Here is an 18,602-nt window from a genome sequence, read left to right as displayed (position 1 = left end):
GTTCTGTTGTAGTTCACACTCCTGCTCCTTCCCTTTCAGCCTCAACTGGATGGGTTGCTTCGGGTTCCATGTAAATCAGTTCCCAAATGTGACCATCTAAATCCTGAAATCCATGCGCGTACATAAATCCGTGGTCTTGAGGTACATTGTAGGTTGTGCCACCAGCAGCAACGGCTTCACGAACCAGCTGATCCACTTTTTCTCGGCTCTCAACTGATAAGCACGTCAACACTTCGGTACTTTTTGTGGCATCGCAAATCGGGTTCGGCGTGAATGTTTTGAATTTCTCATGCGTCAAAAGCATCACAAAGATGGTTTTGGACACAATCATGCAGGTGGCCGTTTCATCGGTAAATTGGGGGTTGAACTGAAAGCCAAGTTTTGTAAAAAACTCGATGGATTGCTGGATATCTTTGACGGGTAGGTTGACGAAAATTTGAGTACTCATGGTTGGTTTCTCCTGGTGTAGTTAGTTGTTGGTCAGTGGTCAGTGGCTATTTACAAAGGACAAATGGCACGCTCGTTAACGCCAAACCAATTACCTATAAGGCTTTTGGGTGTCGGGTGTCGGGTGTAGTGAAGAAGGAAAATATTTATGTTCGTACTCGATATTTGGTTTTCTTAATTTGACCTGCAACCCCACACCCTACCCCCGACACCCTGCCTACACAAGCTTTCAGCTTTTCAAGCGTGCCATTCGGACAAAGGACAAAGGACGAATGACAGATGTTGGTATAGGCTCAGATGGTTTGTTCGCAGTTGATCATCCACGGTGTCCCAAACTGATCGGTCAACATGCCAAAGCGCGATGACCAGAAAGTTTGCGCGATCGCCATCTTCACCTTGCCGTTTTCTGCTAGAGCGTGAAAAAGCCGTTCTGCCTCAGCGATTTCAGGAACGCTAATTTGTACGTAGAAACCTTGCGGGGTTTCAAAGTATCCTGGTGGGCAGTCAGATCCCATCAGGAGGCGATCATCTAGTTCAAGGCAAGCGTGCATGATTTTGTCCTGCCATTCCGGTGAGACATTTTCGGGAGAAGGTGCTTCTTTGTGTGTCATCATCATAGTCATCTTGCCACCCAGACATTGTTCATAGAACTTGAACGCTGCCTCACAGTTGCCGTTGAACATCAGGTAAGAATTGAGTTTCATTGATTTCTCCTTTTGTAATCGATTCTGCGTTTTGATGAGCGGATCGTTCGCATATAAACATCATTTGCGCGGTTGTTGATGACGTTACTCTTGCTGCTGCGTTTCAAGTTGAGCGCGAATGCGGTCTGACTGCTCCCTTAAGGCGGGTGTCAGGACTTCACCAAAATCCTCTGCCTCGAATACGGGACGAATCTCAATCTCGGAGTCTCCTGGCATAGGGTTAGGGCAGCGCTTTACCCAAGCAACTGCCTCTTCCATTGAGTTCACCTGCCACAGCCAGTACCCTGCCACTAGCTCCTGCGCTGGAGTGAAAGGTCCCTGGGTGACGGTGCGATCGGTTCCTGAAAAGTGAACTCGCACCCCTTTTGAGCTAGGATGAAACCCCTCAGCGGCGAGCAAGATACCTGCCCTGGCTAATTCTTCGTTGTACTGCCCCATTTCAGTTAAAAGCTGTTCGCTCGGCATGACCCCAGTTTCGGAGTCTTGGGTTGCTTTGACAAAGACCATGACTTTCATTGTGAAATCTCCTGTTGAATGGTTTTGAGTTAGATTGCAAGGGGTTGGGTGTGCTGATTAGCGCAAAGCGCAACTCCGAAGGAACCGCTAATCAGCAGCGACACGCTTGAGTTCATCAATCTCGATCTTCTTCATTTGCAGCATGGTAGTGGTCACTTTTTGAGAGGTTGCCGCGTCGGGGTGGTTGAGTAACTCAATCAGAATGCGAGGAATAATTTGCCAGGAGACGCCGTATTTGTCTTTGAGCCAGCCGCATTGCTGTGCGGTTTCATCCCCATCGGCAGACAATTTTTGCCAGTAATCGTCCACGTCCGCCTGGGTATCGCAAAAGATTTGGAAGGAAATCGCCTCGTTAAATTTGAAGGTCGGACCACCGTTCAGTGCTGTAAACGGCTGACCATCAAGTTCAAAGCTGACAGTCATGACGGCTCCGGCTGGTTTCCCGTGAATTTCCTGTCCAGCGTCTCCATATCGACTGACGTGGACAATTTTGGAATTGCGAAAAATCGATGTATAAAACTGAGCGGCGGCTTCGGCTCGATCGTCAAACCATAAACAGGGAGTGATTTTGGAATTGTTTTGCATGAGGGTTCTCCTTGAGTTCAAGCGGTTAAGGACGGTCAGGGCTGTGCTGGTAGTCCCGCAACTTCGATGACAGGACGGATTTCGACGGTGCCGACTTTTGCACCTGGGATGCGGGTGGCGATCGCAATGGCTTCATCCAAATCCTGAGCATTAACGAGGAAGAATCCACCCAATTGTTCGCGGGTTTCGGCAAATGGTCCATCGGTCACGAGTGATTTGCCATCACGGACTTGGACACTGGTTGCGGTTGCAACAGGATGGAGTGGAGCCGTCGCCAGAAATTGTCCTTGAGTATGCAAGTCCTGAGCGAGTTGGGCAGATTCCCCATAGCAATGCTCCCGCTCGGTGTCGCTCATGGCGTTTTCGTCCATATAAATCAGCAGCAAATATTTCATTCGGTTGCCTCCTTTGTGATTAAGTCGAACGGGAATTGTCCAAATCGACACCTGAGTGCAAAAATTTTGTCTAGTACAATTGAACTTATCTCCCTTTATCAGTTAGTCGAACGGCAATTGCTCAAATCGACACCTTGCCCAAAATTCTTTATGTCTTTTTGTCAAAGGTATGGCTTCAACCCCAAAAACAGATGTGGCTCAAGCAATTGCTGCCCTTTATCGAACTGAATGGGGGCGCATTGTCGCTATTCTGATTCGGCTGGTCGGAGATTTTGATGTAGCTGAAGAAGCTGCACAGGCAGCATTTACAGCGGCAGTGAATCAGTGGGAAAGCGACGGTATTCCCGATCGTCCCCGTGCCTGGATTATCCGAACTGCTCGGTACAAGGCGATCGATCGCCTCCGACGACGCACGAAACTGACCGAAAAACTGGAGTGGTATGCGGCATCTGGCTTAATTCCATCCACTGAAGAACCAACTTATGACAGTGATGAAATTGGAGACGATCGCCTGCGATTAATCTTTACCTGCTGTCACCCGGCACTGGCAACGGAAACTCAAGTAGCGTTGACCCTGCGAATGTTGGGTGGACTGGAAACCGACGAAATTGCCCGCGCCTTTCTTATACCGACTGCAACAATGGCACAGCGGTTAGTTCGTGCTAAACGCAAAATTCGAGACGCAGGCATTCCTTACAAAGTACCTGAGACGACTGATCTCGCTCCCCGGATAGAGGCAGTCCTGACAGTCATCTATCTCATTTTCAACGAAGGCTATGCCGCAACCAAAGGAGATGCGATCGTGCGGGCTGACCTCTGCATCAAAGCGATTCGCTTGGGGCAACTGGTGCGGCAATTGCTGGCACCCCAACCCCCATCTGAAGTCACAGCACTGGTGGCGCTGATGTTATTGCACGATTCGCGGCGCAATGCGCGTCTAGATGAGTCAGGCGATTTGATTTTGCTAGAAGATCAGGATCGCAGTCGTTGGAACCATCTACAGATTGCTGAGGCGTTACCTCTGGTAGAGGAAGCGTTGCTCTTTGGAACCGGAGTGTATGCCCTGCAAGCGGCGATCGCAGCCCTCCATTGTCAGGCAACCCGCGCCGAAGAAACAGACTGGGCGCAGATCGTGCGGCTCTATGAGGTGTTGGAACGCTTGCAGCCCTCACCCATTGTTACCTTGAACCGAGCAGTGGCGATCGCAATGGCAGACAGTCCTCAAGCCGCATTTGGACTGATTGATCGCCTTGCTCTAGAACTGGACAGCTATCATCTCTTTCATGCTACCCGTGCAGATTTATTCCGGCGTGTTAGAGCATTAGAGGAAGCGACCCAGAGCTATACACGGGCACTAGAATTAGTGACAAATGACAGTGAGCGTCGTTTTCTGGAACGTCGGTTGCGCGAAGTTCAACCTAACATTCAGTCCGGCTAAGGGTTTACAACAGTTTAAAGCGCCAGGCATCCATGATGCCGTTGAAAAAGAAATGAAAAATCTTCTAACAGGGTGAACTTGTAACTTAACAAAAGGCAAAAGAAGACAAGTCGGCTTAGTACTTTAGTACTGTTATAATCCAATCGTTTCATCAAGTTGTGTTAGGGTGCAGCAAATCACCGATCGGCTCTCTAGCACATCCACATCAACTGATAGAGGATTCCGACATGGATAACAATCCCAGCATTCTCTCGCACGTTTCGATTGGTACTAATGATTTTGAACGAGCGATCGCCTTCTATGATGCTGTGTTGCCAACATTGGGCTGTAAGCGATTTATGGAGCATCCGGGGGCGATCGCCTATGGCAAACAGTATCCCGAATTTTGGGTGGGAACTCCCTTCGACGGGCAACCTGCAACGGTTGGCAATGGAACTCACATTGGTTTTATTGCTCCTACAAAAGAAGCAGTCCACGCCTTCTATGAGGCAGCATTAGCGGCAGGAGGCAAAGATGATGGTACCCCCGGTGGCAGACCCGACTATAGTGAGCCGTATTACGGCTGCTTTGTGCGCGATCCAGATGGACACAAAATAGAAGCCGCCTTCTGGGATGAGCAGCTTGAGCAGCAACTCAACCAGAACAATGGTTGACCAGAGAATGACTCATTTTTAGAGGCAAGATAACACTATGGAATTCCATCGAGGTCGCCTGATTGACCATGTTCATCTACGGGTTGCTGATGTTGCTGCCAGCAAACGGTTTTACCGGGCAGTGTTGCGATCGCTCTTTACGAGATATTGATGGCGAAGGGGACGGCTACTTTTTTGCCGATGAGTTGTTTGTCGAGCAGGCAGATAGTACACCATCAAAAGTTCATCTTGCCTTAATTGCGTCTAGAAGCGATGCCTACGGCGGGCTACGCCTACGCACTTAGGTGCGGTTTGCTTAAGTAATCAACGATAATAAATGTACTCCCGGCTCCTGCTCATCGCCCCACTAATTCTGTTAAAATCGCGTCTTCCAGCACGTAAATTTTGAGGCAGTGCCATGTGTGCAAAGGGATTTGGGCAATCTCAACCTACTAAAATCGATAAACTTATTGAATCTGCGGTGTGTTATTGCCATAAGCGACATCCAGAAGCCTTAGACAGCATCTTTGATTATCTCCCTGTCAACCTCAACCAACGAGTAGTAACGGGGATTTTGGCAGCATTGCAGAAAGATATTGACACTTTGAGTTGGTTTTGCGGCTACATGGCATCAGAAATCAACCGCACTGAGGACAACCAAAAGCCTCATCATCCCATCGCGGAACTTAGCAAAACTCTGATTGAATCGGGGATGGAACCCTTTACTGATTTTATGCCTTACCCAGGTTGCCGCATCGTTATACTCAATTCGGAAAAATTTGAATCATTGCCAGAGTCAGTTCAAGCTGTGGTGCAGCAGGCTTTTGACATCATGGAAAGTACTGGAAAAGAGGCACAAAGGATAAATGATGCCTTACTGCAAGAGTTGGTGGTTCAGGAATAAAAAATTGAATCACAGGAATTGTGGTAAGCGCCAGCCATGTCGCTCTTCATTGAAGCGAACGCGAGTAGCGTCTCGTAGAGACGAAAAAAGAATACAATAACTAACACAGAATCACCTATGAAACTCGCTAATTCACTCAATTTGGCAAATTTTGTTGGTTCTATTTTACTACCTAGAATCGCTAACAATCAAACAGCTACTTCTAACAAGAGTGAAACATCAATTACTTTACCCAGTAATCCCATAAATATCAATTCTCTGCAACCCTTTGATACTGCTGTTATTGCTTATTACATGATGGGTATTGGCAACTTTGAATAAAGCATAGTTTCAGTACAACCTTTGAAAAGCTACTTTACCTCTCCAACCTTGGAGGGGTTTTTAACTGGTGCATTAATCATTAAAATCAACATTATATTACTCCAGAAGGTAGAGACATATTAGAAAAGTTAAAGCACACTAGTAAGAGCAACTTTAACTATTCAATAATGGTATGACAATGTGGCTAAAATATGGTGTAAATGAAGAAGGTATCTTGATATGTATTGAAGATATCAATAGGGGGAAGACTTCACTTCAGTGTCCTTACTGTAATAGCAGTCTAACGGCTAAAAAAGGCAAGGTGAAAGAGCATCATTTTGCTCATAATGAAGAAACCTGCCGCCCCATAGCTAACCGAGAATTTCCTACTCTGCCACTCTATGACAATTTCAACGTTCAATTATCTGGCAAGGATTTGGCACAGTTAAAGCTGCTTTGGCAGGAGTACGGAGCCAAAAATTACCCTATTAGTTCCTACTTAATTACTTCTGGTTTACTCAAAGCAGGAGTGTTAAGAAAAAACCTATACTTAACCCCAACAGAATATGAATTTAGTGATTTGGGTAAAATTCCCGTTGGAGCGCTAGACTTTGCGCGGTTCAATGATGTCCAGGAGCCACTATTACTTAAAAAACTGCTGAAGCTAGAGCTAGCTTTTAAACACGCCGAGTACAAAAATGCTCCAGATTTAGCATATCGATTTACTGATTTCAAGCTGTATCGCGCTCAACTTCAACGTATTCTATCCTGTACACTATATTTTTTAGAAATACAAACTAATATTAGCACTTTGTACAAGATAGGAGTAACCCAAAGACCCGTTATCAAGCGAGTGGCAGAAGTAAAAATAGATTTACTTGCTCATTATTCGAGTGCTGCTATTAAAGTATTAGGAACTTGGGAACATAGGGGAAATATTGAATTATATTTCAAACACCGTTATCAAAGCTTTAATCATCCCATAGGGAGTTTAACTGAGTACTATAAATTTAATGCTGAGGATACCGAAATGGTACTGCGTGACCTACAACAAATGCAACCTAAAATACTATCTCAAGATGAAATAGATATTTTTGAGGAGAATTATAGCTGGGAGCAAATTGCTGTGTAGTATTCTCATAATCCCGTAGGAAAATATAATTAATTACCAAATAAAAATAATTATTTTATTGCTATATCTCTAAATACTCTACGGGAGCTATGCGGTTTTGTCAGATCCGGTAAACAAGGTGCGATCGCTAAATTATTTTCTCCGTAATATAAATAGAATTATACTTGATAAGGCGTATTAACACTTAAAAAGTCAAGATGAGTTTGAGTCACAAGTTGCAAGACTCTCTTTTTTGACCCTAAAAAAGCTAGGATTCCCTTTGAGCAATAATTTTGAGACAGGGATTATCTACCTTAATGGAAAAAAGTATATGTGCAACTCTAGATTTGAGCAAATCATTATCAAACTTTTCTTCCGAGGTGACAAAATGTTTAGAATTGACGAATATCACGGAGTGGAATGGGAAAATTCTTGAAGAAAGAGAAAGAAAAATTAGAGAACTTGCACTTATTTTAGCTGGTCAATGTATTGCAATTTTATTGTATAACCTTTCACAATCTCAGTCAGCCAATCAAACAGCGATGAATCAGACAAAAAGCTGGTGGGATGGCAATATGCAAAAACACGGTTATCGAAAGCGAGAAATATTAACAGTCGGAAATGTTTTAGTTACTCTAAAATTACCATATATGGTAAAAAAAGCTTCAACAGCTACGACCAAAAATAAAATCTCCACTCAGGGATTATACCCGTTATTAAAGTGGTTGGGAATGTCAGACGGCTTAACCCCATTAGTATGGTCAACAGTTGCCCAATACGGCGCAATCACTAGCTCATTTGAAGCCGCTTGTACAACTTTGACGGGTTGGGGAATTAACCTTAGCTTAAAACGAATTGAACGTTTAACATATAAATTTGGTCAAATTGGGATCAACTTACGTCAATCTAAAATCTTAAATCGGCAATTAGGGAATTTAGCTGAAGGTAATATTCTTAAAGGCCAAAGAGTTGTCATCGCCGTAGATGGTGGTCGGAGTAGAATCCGACTTAATAAAAAGGGTAGAAAAAATTCCAAAACCAAGCGGCACGGGTTTATCGGCAAATGGGTTGAGCCAAAATTATTCACAATTTATGTTGTTGATGAGCAAGGTAAAAAAATAAATAGTTCTGAGATTCCTATTACGAATGATGGCACTTATGAAGGATATAAAGCACTTTTGGAGATTTTAGAAGCAGATTTAGTTGAATTAGGAATTAGTCAAGCAAAACAAGTCTTATTAATCGGGGATGGGGCGGAGTGGATCTGGATACATATCCCCCCACTTTTGACAAGATTAGGATGCCCAGTCGAAACTTATCAGCTATTCGATTTTTATCATGTTACGGAAAATTTAAAAGTATTTGCGGACGCGGCTTTTAATGAAGAATCACAGTCTAAGGAATGGTTTATAAAAGTTAGAAAGAGTTTAAAAAAAGGTAAAGCTAAATCCTTAATCAGCCAGATGGATGAATTGATTGCTGTAGCTACTGGAGAGCGGTGTAAGATTATGGTAGTTAAGCGAAATTATATTTTAGATGCTTATCGGAAAGGACGTTTAAATTACGATAAAGCAATAAATAAAAAACTACCTATTGGCAGTGGTGCAATTGAGAGTTTAATCCGCCAAGTTGTCAATTTAAGAATCAAAGGAAACAGTAAATTTTGGTTGAAAGAAAATGCAGAAATTATGTTACATCTGCGTTGTCAATGGATAGCTAAAAGTTGGGATAATTTTTGTGCTTCCATCTTTAATTCCTTTATCAAACCAGAAACTGCTTGATAAATTTTATACCTTAGCTCTACTTTCAACTTGTTATTTAGTTTAATTAACACTAAGTATAAAAGGCTAATTGTAGATATTTTTGTTAATAATCGTCAAAAACCTTGCTAGTAATCTTTTTGAGATATCTCATCAAGATGAATTCACGTGGCTACCAGCGTATATTTAGTAAATAAAATTACTTCTTACTTAGATTTGATTTTTGCGATCGCTTGTTTTTTACTGGATCTGACTAAACCGCATTGCTCCCATACTCTACCACTGATGATAAGGCGACTGCCAACTCTTGATACAGCAGTATTTACCGAGGAGCGATGGCGTAACCGCCCAGCGTAGCTGATCGCAGTGGTCAAGTGCATTACTTGAGACTATGCACTCATAGATTCAGAAGCCAGCAAACCCGACATCTCCAATACTCGCTGTGACCAAGTAGACGCAACAGATGCAATATCCGTAATTTCCATTGATTTGTCCCAAACATTGATCCAGTTTTGTAATAAGTCTTGGAGTTGATTTAATTCAACATTATTTATTTCACTTTTTTGTTGTATTAAAGACACGTACAACAAACTTTCTGACAACAATATTGGAGCTAATTCATGAATTGCACTCTTTTGTGACCAAGAGTTAAGGCGTGCCAAACTAGCTGCCAATTCTCCTAATTGTTGCGCGTGGGGTTGACGTAAAAAACTCGCTTCAATTGCACTCCAGTTAGGCATTACAATCCTCCTAGCAATTGCTTGGTAATTTGGCTAACTTGTTCTCGAATTTGGTTAGACTGTATTATCATACTACGGTTATTCTGGCTTGGGCGAATGTTGATGATTGACTCAAACACGATTTCTTGAGTCAAAGGAGACCAATCCACACCCCAAATATCTCGTTGTCTGCTACCGTCTTTGAGTAACTCTTGTTCGCATTCGTAATGGCGAACGCCACCACCTGCAAGAACTTTGCGTTCGATGTCTACTGCTATTTTAATGAATACATCCCAAGTTTTCACCATTTCGTCTATTTCTTCACGACTAGCAGGCTCACGGATTATTAAAATCAATTGAATTTAGTCCCAAGTAGCAATTAACAAGATCATTCCATAGATTAGTGAATCACGCTAAACAATTGAACATAACCCAAGTGAGTAATTTTATTTGTGGTGTTGTGGCAAGACATGGAGAATACACTCTTGAAATCGACTACCTTAAGTTATTAAAGTACTTTGCAACACAACCGAAGCACTACCTCCAGCCTTGGACGATCGCGCCGCCGAAAATGCTACGATTCACCTCGCTGGTGAAGATGCTATAGGGAAAGGCGGGATCAAGGGCACTGCTCTCGTCCAGCGTCCGGATCTGTTCCGGGGTGAGGCGGATGTCCAATGATGCCAGATTGTCATGCAGTTGATCGAGCAAGCTTGCACCCAGAATCGGCGAGGTAATGCCAGACTGCACTGAAACCCAGGCAAGGGCGACCTGTGCCAAGGGGCGATCGACTTGGGTTGCCACCGTTCGCAGGGTATCAAGGACGCGCCAGTTACGATCGGTGAACATCTGGTTGCCGAAAGGATTGGGGCCAATCAGCCGTCCTTGACCGCTCGCCCCCGCCTCCTCGCGCTGGTACTTGCCAGTGAGGAAACCGGCAGCAAGCGGACTCCAGGCACAGATGCCGAGACCGCATTCACGGGCGGCGGGCAGATGTTCGCGCTCAATGCTGCGTTCAACGAGCGAATACGCCAGTTGCATGGCGATGGGCCCAGGAATGTTATGCGCTGTGGCGATTGCGGCTGCCTTGGCAGTGTACCAGGCTGGCACATTTGAGAAGCCGAAGTAGCGGATCTTGCCGACGCGCACCAGGTCGCCGAACGACTGTAGTACTTCTTCGACGGGCGTCACCATATCCCAGGTGTGCATCCAGTAGAGGTCAACGTAGTCGGTACGGAGGCGGCGCAGCGAACCCTCAAGCGCCCGATGCATGTTTTTGCGTCCGTTGCCGCCTGCATTCGCGTTGCCCGGTTCGCCGCCGTAAAAGCTGAACTTGGTTGCAAGCACTAGTTGGTCGCGTAGGCTGCGATCGGCGATATAGCTACCAATCAGTTCCTCGCTGCGACCCTTGGCATACACATCGGCGGTGTCGATGAAGTTGCCGCCAGCATCGACATAGGCATGGAAGATGGACTCAGAAACCTCGTCGGGTGCACCCCATCGCGGAGTCCCGAAGGTCATAGTGCCGAGGGTGAGCGGGCTGACGATCAAGCCGGAGTGTCCGAGAGTGCGGAAGGCGGTAAGGCTCATAGGTTTCTTTTCTGGCTGAAACAACAAAGTCGATGAAGAGTACTGAGTTAAAAGTGCTGAGTGCTGAGTAAGAAGAGGAGTACTGAGTACTCAGAATGGTAAAAGTGTCTTGTATGTGTCAATCAAGCTCATGACGCAAAGAAGGGACACAGAAGTGATGTCTTCAATACCTAGAAGGCGCTGGCTGTCGGGCGGACAATGATTTCGTTGACATCGACATCATCCGGTTGGGACACAGCAAATAAGACAGATTGGGCGATCGCCTGAGGAGTGAGGGCAGTTTTGCGGAGTTCTTTCAAGAAGCCTTTTACTGCATCGTCCGTGATATCAGAGCCGAGTTCGGTCTCAACGACACCGGGGGATATGATGGTCACGCGAATGTTCTTCGACTCCTGGCGCAGTCCATCAGATATCGCCCAAACAGCATATTTTGTCGCGGAATAGACTGCACTGGTTGGCCCTACCATGTGAGCAGCGATCGACGCAGTATTGATAAACTGTCCGCCGCCTTGTGCTTCCATGATCGGTAAACCAGCCGCAATGCCGTTCAATACGCCACGGATATTTACATCAATCATGGTGTCCCACTCCTCGACTTTCAGGGCATTCATTGGAGACAAGGGCATCACACCTGCATTGTTGAAGATCACATCGACGCGACCAAATTTTTCTTTAGCAAAATGAATGAATGCTTTCACATCCTCGTGATCGGTGACATCCACTGCTTTGAATTCTGCAATGTTTCCCTGGTCGCGGATCTCTTTGACAATAGCTTCTAGCTTTTCTGTACGCCGTGCCCCCAGAACTACATTTGCACCGTTTTGAGCAAGTAACTTCGCGGTGGCTTCACCGATGCCACTACTGGCTCCAGTGATCACAATAACTTTGTTTTCTACATTTAACATGATGACTGTCCTTGCTGTTGAGGTTGATTTGACTTAGAGAAATATGCCTCTAGAGACTTCAATTCTTTGGGTATTTACTCATCGGTTTCCGCGATGGGTGAATGCCCACCGGATACTGTTGGCGAATGTAATACATTATTGTCTTGTTAAGTATTACGTAAGCTCAAACCTTCAATCTGTAGTTGCGGCTTTGAGTTGTAACACTTTTGTCCGTGCGTTTGTAACACTTTCGCCAACAGTATCCCACCGTAGGCGATCGCAGAAACAACACTGTTCACTTTTGCCTCACTGCTGCGATCCGTCACGATTACACCAACCCCTTTTTTCGCCAGTCCTTGGCTCGCTCCTGTGACTAAAGCAATTTTTGCCTTGTTTCTCTTCATTGCCTCATCCTTTCAGCCTTGTCTTTCAGCATGGGTTCATCATAAGGTTGAAAAGCTTTTCCCTAAATACACAAACCTTGCAGATGATTGCCTAATCCTCTCAAGTCAGGCGTTGGCAAGGGAGAAATATTCTCTATAATGAGCGTATGAAGATGGTATCAGTCAGGAATGAGCGCGTGGTGATTGAAACACTGAACTATGAAGCGGCAATCAGCAAGTGTGACGAACTAGCAGCATTAGTCGCTCGGCACACTGACAGTAGGGGAAACGGTGTTCATCCAACAGCAATTAGTCAGTTAGAATTCATGCGGGAATCTGATACTTCAGCCGCAATGCAGGGGGTCACCGAACCGATTCTCGGCATTGTCGTTCAAGGTAAAAAAGAAGTGTTGCTGAATGAGGAAACCTATGGGTATGGCGTGGCTCAATATCTAGTGGTTTCGGTGGATTTGCCGCTCTGTGGATGTGCGATCGAGGCGACACCTGCGAAGCCGTATCTAGGATTTAAGCTAGATTTAGACCCCGTTCAACTCTGTGACATTATTGCTCAAACTAACCCAGGCATGGGTAAGAAAGAAAACTCGGTTAGAGGCTGGTTCATCAGCGATGCCGATCCATCGTTGATTGATTGTGCTATCAGGCTGACACGGCTTTTGGACACACCGCAGGATATTCCATTCCTAGCACCAATGATCGTCCGCGAAATCTACTACCGTTTGCTAATTGGTGAACAAGGTGAAGCAGTTCGCCAAATTGCCACATCGGGCAGCAATATGCAGCGCATTGCTGAAGTGATAAAACTTATCAAGGCTGATTTTACAAAGCCACTGCGGGTTGAGGATCTAGCTCTTCAAGCCAATATGTCTCCTTCCTCGTTCCATCGCCATTTCAAAGAAGTCACCTCCATGAGTCCCCTGCAATATCAAAAGCAATTAAGACTATTGAAAGCGCGTCACCTGATGCTTGCCGAGAATGCCGATGCGACCCATACTGCCTATCAGGTGGGGTACGAAAGTCCTTCACAGTTTAGTCGCGAATATTCTCGGATGTTTGGTGCGCCTCCTATGAAGGACATTGAACGATTACGAATAGCTTGAGCAAAGACTGTGAGTTCGCTACAGCAAACATCCAGACACATAGCTTTTAATTTATAAGAAGTAAGTTGATCAATATAAATTTGTGTATGAGAGCCAAATGTTAAAAGAACTTCACCTCCAACAAGTTGGTCCAGCTGCCCATTTTGATGTCGCATTTGCCGATAGGCTCAATATATTTACAGGTGATAATGGTTTAGGTAAAAGTTTTTTACTCGATATTGCATGGTGGGTGATGACTACAAATTGGGCGGAGCAACCAGCGTACCCACAGCGAGTCAGAGGTGAAAATCCACAAATTACAGCCGTAGTTAGCAATAAAAAAAATATAAGAGAGTATCAGAGCCAGTTTGACTTTTCTGAACAGCAATGGCGTAATTTACAAATGCCGCCTTTATTAAAAGAGGTAGTTATTTATGTGCGGGTTGATGGTAGTTTTTCTGTTTTTGACCCAGCTCGCCAACGCGATATTCCTTTTGACTTTAATCCAAATACACTTTGGAATGGATTAAAGTCAAAAGATAAAGTTATTTGTAATGGTCTAATTCAAGATTGGGTTACATGGCAGAATCAACCCAATAAATATCCATTTGAACTCTTTTCTAATGTTATTAAAAAACTTGCACCTCACCCTTCCGAATGGATAAAACTGGGAGAACCAACGCGAGTTTCTATTGAAGATGTGCGCGATATTCCTACAGTTAATCTGCCTTATGGGAATGTTCCTGTTACTCAAACATCAGCCGGAATGAAGCGTATTCTGGGACTAGCTTATTTACTAGTGTGGACTTGGTACGAACATAAAAAAGCTTCCGAACTGCGACAACAAAAGCCAGTAAATCAGATAGTTTTACTAGTTGATGAAATTGAATCTCATTTACATCCTCGTTGGCAGAGGGTGATTTTACCAGCTATTTTATCTGTGGTGACAGAGTTACAACCCAGGATGAAGATACAGGCTTTAGTAACTACTCATTCTCCACTTGTTCTTGCTTCCTTAGAGCCAAATTTTAATGAGCAAGAAGATCAACTATTTTTATTTAAATTACAAGATAGAGAGGTTAGCCTTGACGAAGTACCTTGGTCAAAACAAGGGGACATAGTTGGATGGTTAACCTCAGACATTTTTGGACTCAAACAAGCCCGTTCCAAAGAAGCAGAAATTGCAATTGAAGCAGCAGAGGCTTGGATGCGTGCTGATGATATGAATGCGTTTCCAGAAAATCTGAGAATACCAACACAAATTCATCAGGAACTTCAAAGAGTTTTACCAGGACATGACCCATTTTGGCCCCGTTGGATAGTTACAACGGAGAAAAGAAATTTTGGGTTATCAGAGGTATAACACAGATGATAAGTAAGAATTCAGAAGTCAGAATTCAGGAGCCAGAATAAATGAGACAACCAGCCAAGACATTCCAAGATTTGATAGTTTGGCAAAAAGCACACCAGTTTGTTTTATTGGTATATCAATTTACTGGTCAGTTCCCTAAATCGGAAATATATGGACTTGCTTCCCAATTTAGACGAGCAGCAATCTCTATTGCAGCAAATATAGCTGAGGGTTTTAAGAAAAAGGGAGCAGCAGATAAAGTTCGTTTTTTAAACATTGCACAAGGTTCTTTAGAAGAATGTCGCTACTATTTAATTCTTTCAAAAGACCTTGACTATGGTGACACATCAGGATTAATGCTTCAAATTGAGGAAGTTAGTAGGCTACTAACAAGCTATGCTAACTCCATTCTGAATTCTGACTCCTGACTCCTGAATTCTTACAATGATGCCATTTAACCCTCCTCAAGAACCGCCTGATTTTGATAAAAAAGTGCGACAACTAGGAAATGCTTGGTTGGCAAAAAACCCAGATCCCAAAAAAGGAACCAGAGATTATTGGTCGCCTTTCAAAAGTGATTTAGCTGATGGATTTAGTAATCTGTGTAGCTATAGCGTAATGTATGAACCAGTTGGTACAGTAGATCATTATCGCAGCCGTGAAAATTATCGCAATTTAGCTTATGAATGGAGCAATTTACGCTTTGCTTCTGCTTGGATAAACAGTAGTAAAGGTACGCTTGATGACCAGGTACTTGACCCTTTGGATTTGGGAGAAGATTGGTTTGAAATTTTGCTTCCTTCCCTACAATTAGTATTAACAGTTGACACCCCCCGCGCTAAAAGCGACGGGGATTCCTGATTCAGTGAGACAACTTACCAAGCAGACTTACATCAACTTGGCAGAGGTCGAACTCTCCACAGGCGTTAATTTGGGTATGCCCTACCCTATTTAGACCACTAGCTAAAATATTCAGAGCTGCGTTATGGTCACGGTCTAATACAGTGCCACAATGCAAACAGCAATGGGTTCTCTGGCTCAATGTTTTAATGACTTGCTTACCGCAATGTGAGCAGTTTTGACTTGTATAGTGAGGCGGCACGGCAACCGTGACTTTACCAAACACCTTACCAAAATACTCAACCCAATCTCGAAACATTGACCAACTTACATCACTGATTGACTTAGCTAATTTGTGATTTTTAACCATGTTCCGCACTTGCAAATCTTCATAGGCAATGAGGTCGTTAGACCAAACTACGCACCTTGCTGTCTTAACTGCAAAGTCTTTACGCTGCCTTGATACTTGCAAATGTTTTCTCGCTAACTGCTTTATAGTTTTTTTACGATTAGCAGATCCTTTCTTACGCTTAGAAACTTTGCGTTGCAACTTTTTTAGTTGCCGCTCTGATTTTCTAAGATAGCGAGGATTGTCTACAACTTGACCATTACTATCGGTATAGAAATGATTCAAACCAACATCTAAGCCAATCGTGGTTTTAGATGGTTCGATCTCTTCTCTACGATCAACATCTACACAGAACTGAGCATAGTAACCATCAGCCCGTCTAACCAGTCTGACTCGTTTAATCTGCTCAATCTGGTAGAAATTTAAGTCACGGCTACCAATTAACTTTAATCTGCCAATCTTGAACCCATCAGTTAAGGTAAGATATTTCCTGTCTTCAGAAAGTTTCCATCCAGTTTGCTTATATTCAACTGAATGACCACGTTTCTTAAATTGTGGATATCCTTTCTTTCCTGCTATTTTCTTTTTGCAGTTATCAAAGAATCTGGCAATACCTGACCACGCTCTTTCTGCACTTGACTGTCTTGCTTGTGAGTTCAATCTGTTGGCAAATTCAAACTCTTTTGCAAGCACAGCCATGAACTTATTAAGATCGTATCTGTCAGCGCCGCGATTATCCATCCAATACCTCAAAGCCTTATTACGGCAAAACAAAGCAGTACGAATCGCCTCGTCAATTAGGCTGCACTGTTCTGTTTTACCTTTTAATTTTGCTTCAAGAACTAGCATGGATTTAATCAATTTTATGTACTGTATTCTAACATGAATCTATTTTTATGATAAATGGATAAAAGTTCAATGAACTTGTCACAGACTATTAAGTAGCACATCGCGTTATATATTTCTGTTAGAGCAGTTTCTTACCAAAAGAGTTATTTTTCTATTTTTTTACTCATATATACAAACGTGCTTGCATTATCAATAGGCAGTATGTAACTTGGCTATTGTGCAGTTTATTAGGACATGAACTGAAATTGAGTTGTATTTGAGTTGAGCTATACCTGTACTAAACTGACATGATTTGTAAATTATTTTTTAATCTACAAACAGTTTTGCAAGGTGCTAGTTTAATTCGCTTTCAATTGATGAAGTCTTTCAGTTGGAATAGAGTTTAATGATATGTGAAAACGTTATCTACACCCAGAAAACACTTGCCGAAAGATACGGGATTTCCATTGCCGCTTTACAACGGTGGTATCCCTATGCCGGTATAGTCAAACCCCGAAAGCGGGGAGGATATTTTGATGCAACAACAGTCGAGATTGCGGATGTTTTCTACGTTGCTATCAAGATTCGGCGGTTGACTTGTGAGGAATATTTACAGCAGGTGATTCCTGCTGGTGGCTTAGATGCTTATTTGCAAAAAGTCAATGACGTAAGCCTTTATGACTTTTTGACTAAGCATATATCTGATGAAGAAAAAAATAACCCAATTGTGCAAGCAGTAATTAGGAGAATTGAGCGAAATGAAGCATATCAACAAAGTGGCAGAGACTTTGCAGGTGTCGCCTGATGTAGTACGTACCTGCTGTCGGTTGTTAGATTTAGCTTTGCAGCCAAATGATACGCTTGATGAAACAATTGAACAGCAATTAGTTCAACTTAAAGAGACAGCCTCCCGTGAAGGTATGTCCCTTGAAGAAGCTGCCCAGCACTTGATTGCAATGCGCGATCGCAAATCAGAAGTAGGCGAACATAAGTTTGACAAGCGCGAGTACATCAAACAGCGATTTGGCATAGACCCAGAACAAGCTTCACCCGACAGCTTTGTAGGAATACTTTACCGAGATGCAGATAGGGGTATTCAGTTAGGGGAATTACGCCATAAGGTGGTGCTTGAATCTTCGACACTTGCTCTAGAAGAATTTGTTTTTCATGGCAGCAGTTTACTTGGTGAAGGTGATACTTCCGTTCCTCCTGGTTACGATGAAGCGCAAGAGCGAATTAACTCGCGCATCGATAACGATTTTTTCGGCAAAGTGAACTGGGGGGAAGAGACTCATCCACTGTTGGTCGGTACATCGACACCGCAGCCGAGACAGTTGAAGTCCTCGCAGCCGAAAACCGGGCAATCTCCGAAGAAATAGTAGCTCAAATGCTACCCATCTGCTATCAAATACGGGATGAGAGTTTACTCAACTTGAGAAAGACATCTACCCAGGCAGTTGGTATAAATTTACTTTCGGTAGTAGCTGGGACTGTGATTGGGACGTGGGTAGCAGTCCCCCCAACTCAAGAGAGACAAGAAATTCCGAGTATTCAGCCAATTTTGATTGGTGTGGGTATAGGTGAATTAGTTGGTTTGATTCTGGCGCTAGTAATAATTTGGTTTACCAGGGACGAACAAAAAACCTAATCAACTTTTCAAAATCAAGGGAATTACTCATTTTAGTCGCATTATTGCCAGGGAGCAAGTATGAGTGGGGAGCAACGCGAAAAAGTGAGATCATCGTCTAATGAGCAGGGGGAGCAGGGGA

General features: G+C 43.7%; 26 protein-coding genes. 14 read left to right on the top strand and 12 right to left on the bottom strand.

The genetic code is table 11. From position 1 onward, the window contains the following. Positions 1-13 precede the first annotated feature (13 nt). The 5 genes from VB740_RS00850 to VB740_RS00830 form a co-directional block, all read right to left on the bottom strand. Positions 14-448 (bottom strand): VOC family protein, encoded by a 435-nt coding sequence (locus tag VB740_RS00850; protein ID WP_323198211.1) that lies wholly within the window; start codon positions 446-448, stop codon positions 14-16. Between the two features lie 292 nt (positions 449-740). Beyond that, on the bottom strand, positions 741-1,151 hold the full coding sequence (locus VB740_RS00845; protein WP_323198210.1) for a VOC family protein: 411 nt from the start codon (positions 1,149-1,151) through the stop codon (positions 741-743). Between the two features lie 84 nt (positions 1,152-1,235). Further along, positions 1,236-1,667, bottom strand: a complete 432-nt coding sequence (locus tag VB740_RS00840) for a YciI family protein (protein WP_323198209.1) — start codon at positions 1,665-1,667, stop codon at positions 1,236-1,238. Between the two features lie 87 nt (positions 1,668-1,754). Then, complete coding sequence (locus tag VB740_RS00835; protein ID WP_323198208.1) at positions 1,755-2,252, bottom strand: VOC family protein; 498 nt, start codon at positions 2,250-2,252, stop codon at positions 1,755-1,757. Between the two features lie 35 nt (positions 2,253-2,287). Continuing rightward, positions 2,288-2,698 (bottom strand): YciI family protein, encoded by a 411-nt coding sequence (locus VB740_RS00830; protein ID WP_323198207.1) that lies wholly within the window; start codon positions 2,696-2,698, stop codon positions 2,288-2,290. A 118-nt stretch (positions 2,699-2,816) separates the two neighbouring features. On the opposite strand from VB740_RS00830, the gene VB740_RS00825 reads away from it, so the two are divergent. The 7 genes from VB740_RS00825 (at position 2,817) to VB740_RS00795 (ending at position 8,813) form a co-directional block, all read left to right on the top strand. Further along, the gene (locus VB740_RS00825) at positions 2,817-4,085 is read left to right on the top strand and encodes an RNA polymerase sigma factor (RefSeq protein WP_323198206.1); all 1,269 of its coding nucleotides are present in this window, start codon (positions 2,817-2,819) and stop codon (positions 4,083-4,085) included. Positions 4,086-4,312: 227 nt separating this feature from the next. Then, a complete protein-coding gene (locus tag VB740_RS00820) occupies positions 4,313-4,738 on the top strand; it encodes a VOC family protein (protein ID WP_323198205.1) in 426 nt (141 codons plus the stop codon). Positions 4,739-4,800: 62 nt separating this feature from the next. Further along, positions 4,801-5,022 carry a hypothetical protein gene (locus VB740_RS00815; RefSeq protein WP_323198204.1) on the top strand — a complete coding sequence of 74 codons (222 nt, stop codon included), beginning with the start codon at positions 4,801-4,803 and terminating at the stop codon, positions 5,020-5,022. A 113-nt stretch (positions 5,023-5,135) separates the two neighbouring features. Next, positions 5,136-5,621 carry a hypothetical protein gene (locus VB740_RS00810; RefSeq protein ID WP_323198203.1) on the top strand — a complete coding sequence of 162 codons (486 nt, stop codon included), beginning with the start codon at positions 5,136-5,138 and terminating at the stop codon, positions 5,619-5,621. A 117-nt stretch (positions 5,622-5,738) separates the two neighbouring features. Beyond that, the gene (locus VB740_RS00805) at positions 5,739-5,942 is read left to right on the top strand and encodes a hypothetical protein (RefSeq protein WP_323198202.1); all 204 of its coding nucleotides are present in this window, start codon (positions 5,739-5,741) and stop codon (positions 5,940-5,942) included. 172 nt (positions 5,943-6,114) lie between these two features. After that, positions 6,115-7,053 carry a GIY-YIG nuclease family protein gene (locus tag VB740_RS00800; protein ID WP_323198201.1) on the top strand — a complete coding sequence of 313 codons (939 nt, stop codon included), beginning with the start codon at positions 6,115-6,117 and terminating at the stop codon, positions 7,051-7,053. A 296-nt stretch (positions 7,054-7,349) separates the two neighbouring features. Continuing rightward, positions 7,350-8,813, top strand: a complete 1,464-nt coding sequence (locus tag VB740_RS00795) for an ISLre2 family transposase (protein WP_323198200.1) — start codon at positions 7,350-7,352, stop codon at positions 8,811-8,813. Positions 8,814-8,998: 185 nt separating this feature from the next. Here VB740_RS00795 and VB740_RS00790 read toward each other — a convergent pair whose 3' ends face one another. The 6 genes from VB740_RS00790 to VB740_RS00765 form a co-directional block, all read right to left on the bottom strand. Next, positions 8,999-9,172 carry a hypothetical protein gene (locus VB740_RS00790; RefSeq protein WP_323198199.1) on the bottom strand — a complete coding sequence of 58 codons (174 nt, stop codon included), beginning with the start codon at positions 9,170-9,172 and terminating at the stop codon, positions 8,999-9,001. A 9-nt stretch (positions 9,173-9,181) separates the two neighbouring features. Further along, complete coding sequence (locus VB740_RS00785) at positions 9,182-9,532, bottom strand: hypothetical protein (protein WP_289794362.1); 351 nt, start codon at positions 9,530-9,532, stop codon at positions 9,182-9,184. Continuing rightward, positions 9,532-9,867: a DUF5674 family protein gene (locus tag VB740_RS00780; RefSeq protein ID WP_104899253.1), complete on the bottom strand. Its 336-nt coding sequence runs from the start codon at positions 9,865-9,867 to the stop codon at positions 9,532-9,534. Before VB740_RS00780 ends, VB740_RS00785 begins: the two co-directional genes overlap by 1 nt. 181 nt (positions 9,868-10,048) lie before the next feature. Then, the gene (locus VB740_RS00775; protein ID WP_323198198.1) at positions 10,049-11,101 is read right to left on the bottom strand and encodes an aldo/keto reductase; all 1,053 of its coding nucleotides are present in this window, start codon (positions 11,099-11,101) and stop codon (positions 10,049-10,051) included. A 170-nt stretch (positions 11,102-11,271) separates the two neighbouring features. Beyond that, positions 11,272-12,006 (bottom strand): SDR family oxidoreductase, encoded by a 735-nt coding sequence (locus VB740_RS00770; protein ID WP_323198197.1) that lies wholly within the window; start codon positions 12,004-12,006, stop codon positions 11,272-11,274. A gap of 146 nt (positions 12,007-12,152) precedes the next feature. After that, positions 12,153-12,389: a hypothetical protein gene (locus VB740_RS00765; RefSeq protein WP_323198196.1), complete on the bottom strand. Its 237-nt coding sequence runs from the start codon at positions 12,387-12,389 to the stop codon at positions 12,153-12,155. 146 nt (positions 12,390-12,535) lie between these two features. Between VB740_RS00765 and VB740_RS00760 the strand changes: the two genes are divergently transcribed. The 4 genes from VB740_RS00760 (at position 12,536) to VB740_RS00745 (ending at position 15,677) form a co-directional block, all read left to right on the top strand. Then, a complete protein-coding gene (locus tag VB740_RS00760) occupies positions 12,536-13,486 on the top strand; it encodes an AraC family transcriptional regulator (protein WP_323198195.1) in 951 nt (316 codons plus the stop codon). A 97-nt stretch (positions 13,487-13,583) separates the two neighbouring features. Further along, positions 13,584-14,828, top strand: a complete 1,245-nt coding sequence (locus VB740_RS00755) for an AAA family ATPase (RefSeq protein ID WP_323198194.1) — start codon at positions 13,584-13,586, stop codon at positions 14,826-14,828. Positions 14,829-14,878: 50 nt separating this feature from the next. Next, a complete protein-coding gene (locus VB740_RS00750) occupies positions 14,879-15,244 on the top strand; it encodes a four helix bundle protein (RefSeq protein ID WP_323198193.1) in 366 nt (121 codons plus the stop codon). Positions 15,245-15,260: 16 nt separating this feature from the next. Beyond that, a complete protein-coding gene (locus VB740_RS00745) occupies positions 15,261-15,677 on the top strand; it encodes a hypothetical protein (protein ID WP_323198192.1) in 417 nt (138 codons plus the stop codon). Between the two features lies 1 nt (position 15,678). Here VB740_RS00745 and VB740_RS00740 read toward each other — a convergent pair whose 3' ends face one another. Continuing rightward, positions 15,679-16,854 carry an RNA-guided endonuclease TnpB family protein gene (locus tag VB740_RS00740; RefSeq protein ID WP_323198191.1) on the bottom strand — a complete coding sequence of 392 codons (1,176 nt, stop codon included), beginning with the start codon at positions 16,852-16,854 and terminating at the stop codon, positions 15,679-15,681. A gap of 385 nt (positions 16,855-17,239) precedes the next feature. On the opposite strand from VB740_RS00740, the gene VB740_RS00735 reads away from it, so the two are divergent. The 3 genes from VB740_RS00735 to VB740_RS00725 are packed head-to-tail and all read left to right on the top strand — an operon-like array spanning position 17,240 to position 18,481. After that, positions 17,240-17,638 (top strand): hypothetical protein, encoded by a 399-nt coding sequence (locus VB740_RS00735; RefSeq protein ID WP_029631351.1) that lies wholly within the window; start codon positions 17,240-17,242, stop codon positions 17,636-17,638. A gap of 22 nt (positions 17,639-17,660) precedes the next feature. Beyond that, positions 17,661-18,212, top strand: a complete 552-nt coding sequence (locus tag VB740_RS00730; RefSeq protein ID WP_323198251.1) for a hypothetical protein — start codon at positions 17,661-17,663, stop codon at positions 18,210-18,212. 8 nt (positions 18,213-18,220) lie between these two features. Next, the gene (locus VB740_RS00725; RefSeq protein ID WP_039744742.1) at positions 18,221-18,481 is read left to right on the top strand and encodes a hypothetical protein; all 261 of its coding nucleotides are present in this window, start codon (positions 18,221-18,223) and stop codon (positions 18,479-18,481) included. The last annotated feature ends 121 nt before the right edge of the window (positions 18,482-18,602 follow it).

Source organism: Nostoc sp. UHCC 0251 (genome assembly GCF_034932245.1).
In the GTDB taxonomy this organism is placed as follows: Bacteria; Cyanobacteriota; Cyanobacteriia; order Cyanobacteriales; family Nostocaceae; genus Nostoc.
This window is presented reverse-complemented; position numbering and strand designations above follow the sequence as displayed.

Coding starts and splice junctions, on each gene's coding strand:
- VB740_RS00745 (WP_323198192.1), top strand. CDS start 15,261: ATGATGCCATTTAACCCTCCTCAAGAACCGCCTGATTTTGATAAAAAA.
- VB740_RS00845 (WP_323198210.1), bottom strand. CDS start 1,151: ATGAAACTCAATTCTTACCTGATGTTCAACGGCAACTGTGAGGCAGCG.
- VB740_RS00825 (WP_323198206.1), top strand. CDS start 2,817: ATGGCTTCAACCCCAAAAACAGATGTGGCTCAAGCAATTGCTGCCCTT.
- VB740_RS00760 (WP_323198195.1), top strand. CDS start 12,536: ATGAAGATGGTATCAGTCAGGAATGAGCGCGTGGTGATTGAAACACTG.
- VB740_RS00765 (WP_323198196.1), bottom strand. CDS start 12,389: ATGAAGAGAAACAAGGCAAAAATTGCTTTAGTCACAGGAGCGAGCCAA.
- VB740_RS00740 (WP_323198191.1), bottom strand. CDS start 16,854: ATGCTAGTTCTTGAAGCAAAATTAAAAGGTAAAACAGAACAGTGCAGC.
- VB740_RS00735 (WP_029631351.1), top strand. CDS start 17,240: ATGATATGTGAAAACGTTATCTACACCCAGAAAACACTTGCCGAAAGA.
- VB740_RS00785 (WP_289794362.1), bottom strand. CDS start 9,532: ATGCCTAACTGGAGTGCAATTGAAGCGAGTTTTTTACGTCAACCCCAC.
- VB740_RS00800 (WP_323198201.1), top strand. CDS start 6,115: ATGACAATGTGGCTAAAATATGGTGTAAATGAAGAAGGTATCTTGATA.
- VB740_RS00850 (WP_323198211.1), bottom strand. CDS start 448: ATGAGTACTCAAATTTTCGTCAACCTACCCGTCAAAGATATCCAGCAA.
- VB740_RS00835 (WP_323198208.1), bottom strand. CDS start 2,252: ATGCAAAACAATTCCAAAATCACTCCCTGTTTATGGTTTGACGATCGA.
- VB740_RS00795 (WP_323198200.1), top strand. CDS start 7,350: ATGGAAAAAAGTATATGTGCAACTCTAGATTTGAGCAAATCATTATCA.
- VB740_RS00755 (WP_323198194.1), top strand. CDS start 13,584: ATGTTAAAAGAACTTCACCTCCAACAAGTTGGTCCAGCTGCCCATTTT.
- VB740_RS00790 (WP_323198199.1), bottom strand. CDS start 9,172: ATGCACTTGACCACTGCGATCAGCTACGCTGGGCGGTTACGCCATCGC.
- VB740_RS00805 (WP_323198202.1), top strand. CDS start 5,739: ATGAAACTCGCTAATTCACTCAATTTGGCAAATTTTGTTGGTTCTATT.
- VB740_RS00750 (WP_323198193.1), top strand. CDS start 14,879: ATGAGACAACCAGCCAAGACATTCCAAGATTTGATAGTTTGGCAAAAA.
- VB740_RS00810 (WP_323198203.1), top strand. CDS start 5,136: ATGTGTGCAAAGGGATTTGGGCAATCTCAACCTACTAAAATCGATAAA.
- VB740_RS00775 (WP_323198198.1), bottom strand. CDS start 11,101: ATGAGCCTTACCGCCTTCCGCACTCTCGGACACTCCGGCTTGATCGTC.
- VB740_RS00725 (WP_039744742.1), top strand. CDS start 18,221: ATGCTACCCATCTGCTATCAAATACGGGATGAGAGTTTACTCAACTTG.
- VB740_RS00820 (WP_323198205.1), top strand. CDS start 4,313: ATGGATAACAATCCCAGCATTCTCTCGCACGTTTCGATTGGTACTAAT.
- VB740_RS00770 (WP_323198197.1), bottom strand. CDS start 12,006: ATGTTAAATGTAGAAAACAAAGTTATTGTGATCACTGGAGCCAGTAGT.
- VB740_RS00840 (WP_323198209.1), bottom strand. CDS start 1,667: ATGAAAGTCATGGTCTTTGTCAAAGCAACCCAAGACTCCGAAACTGGG.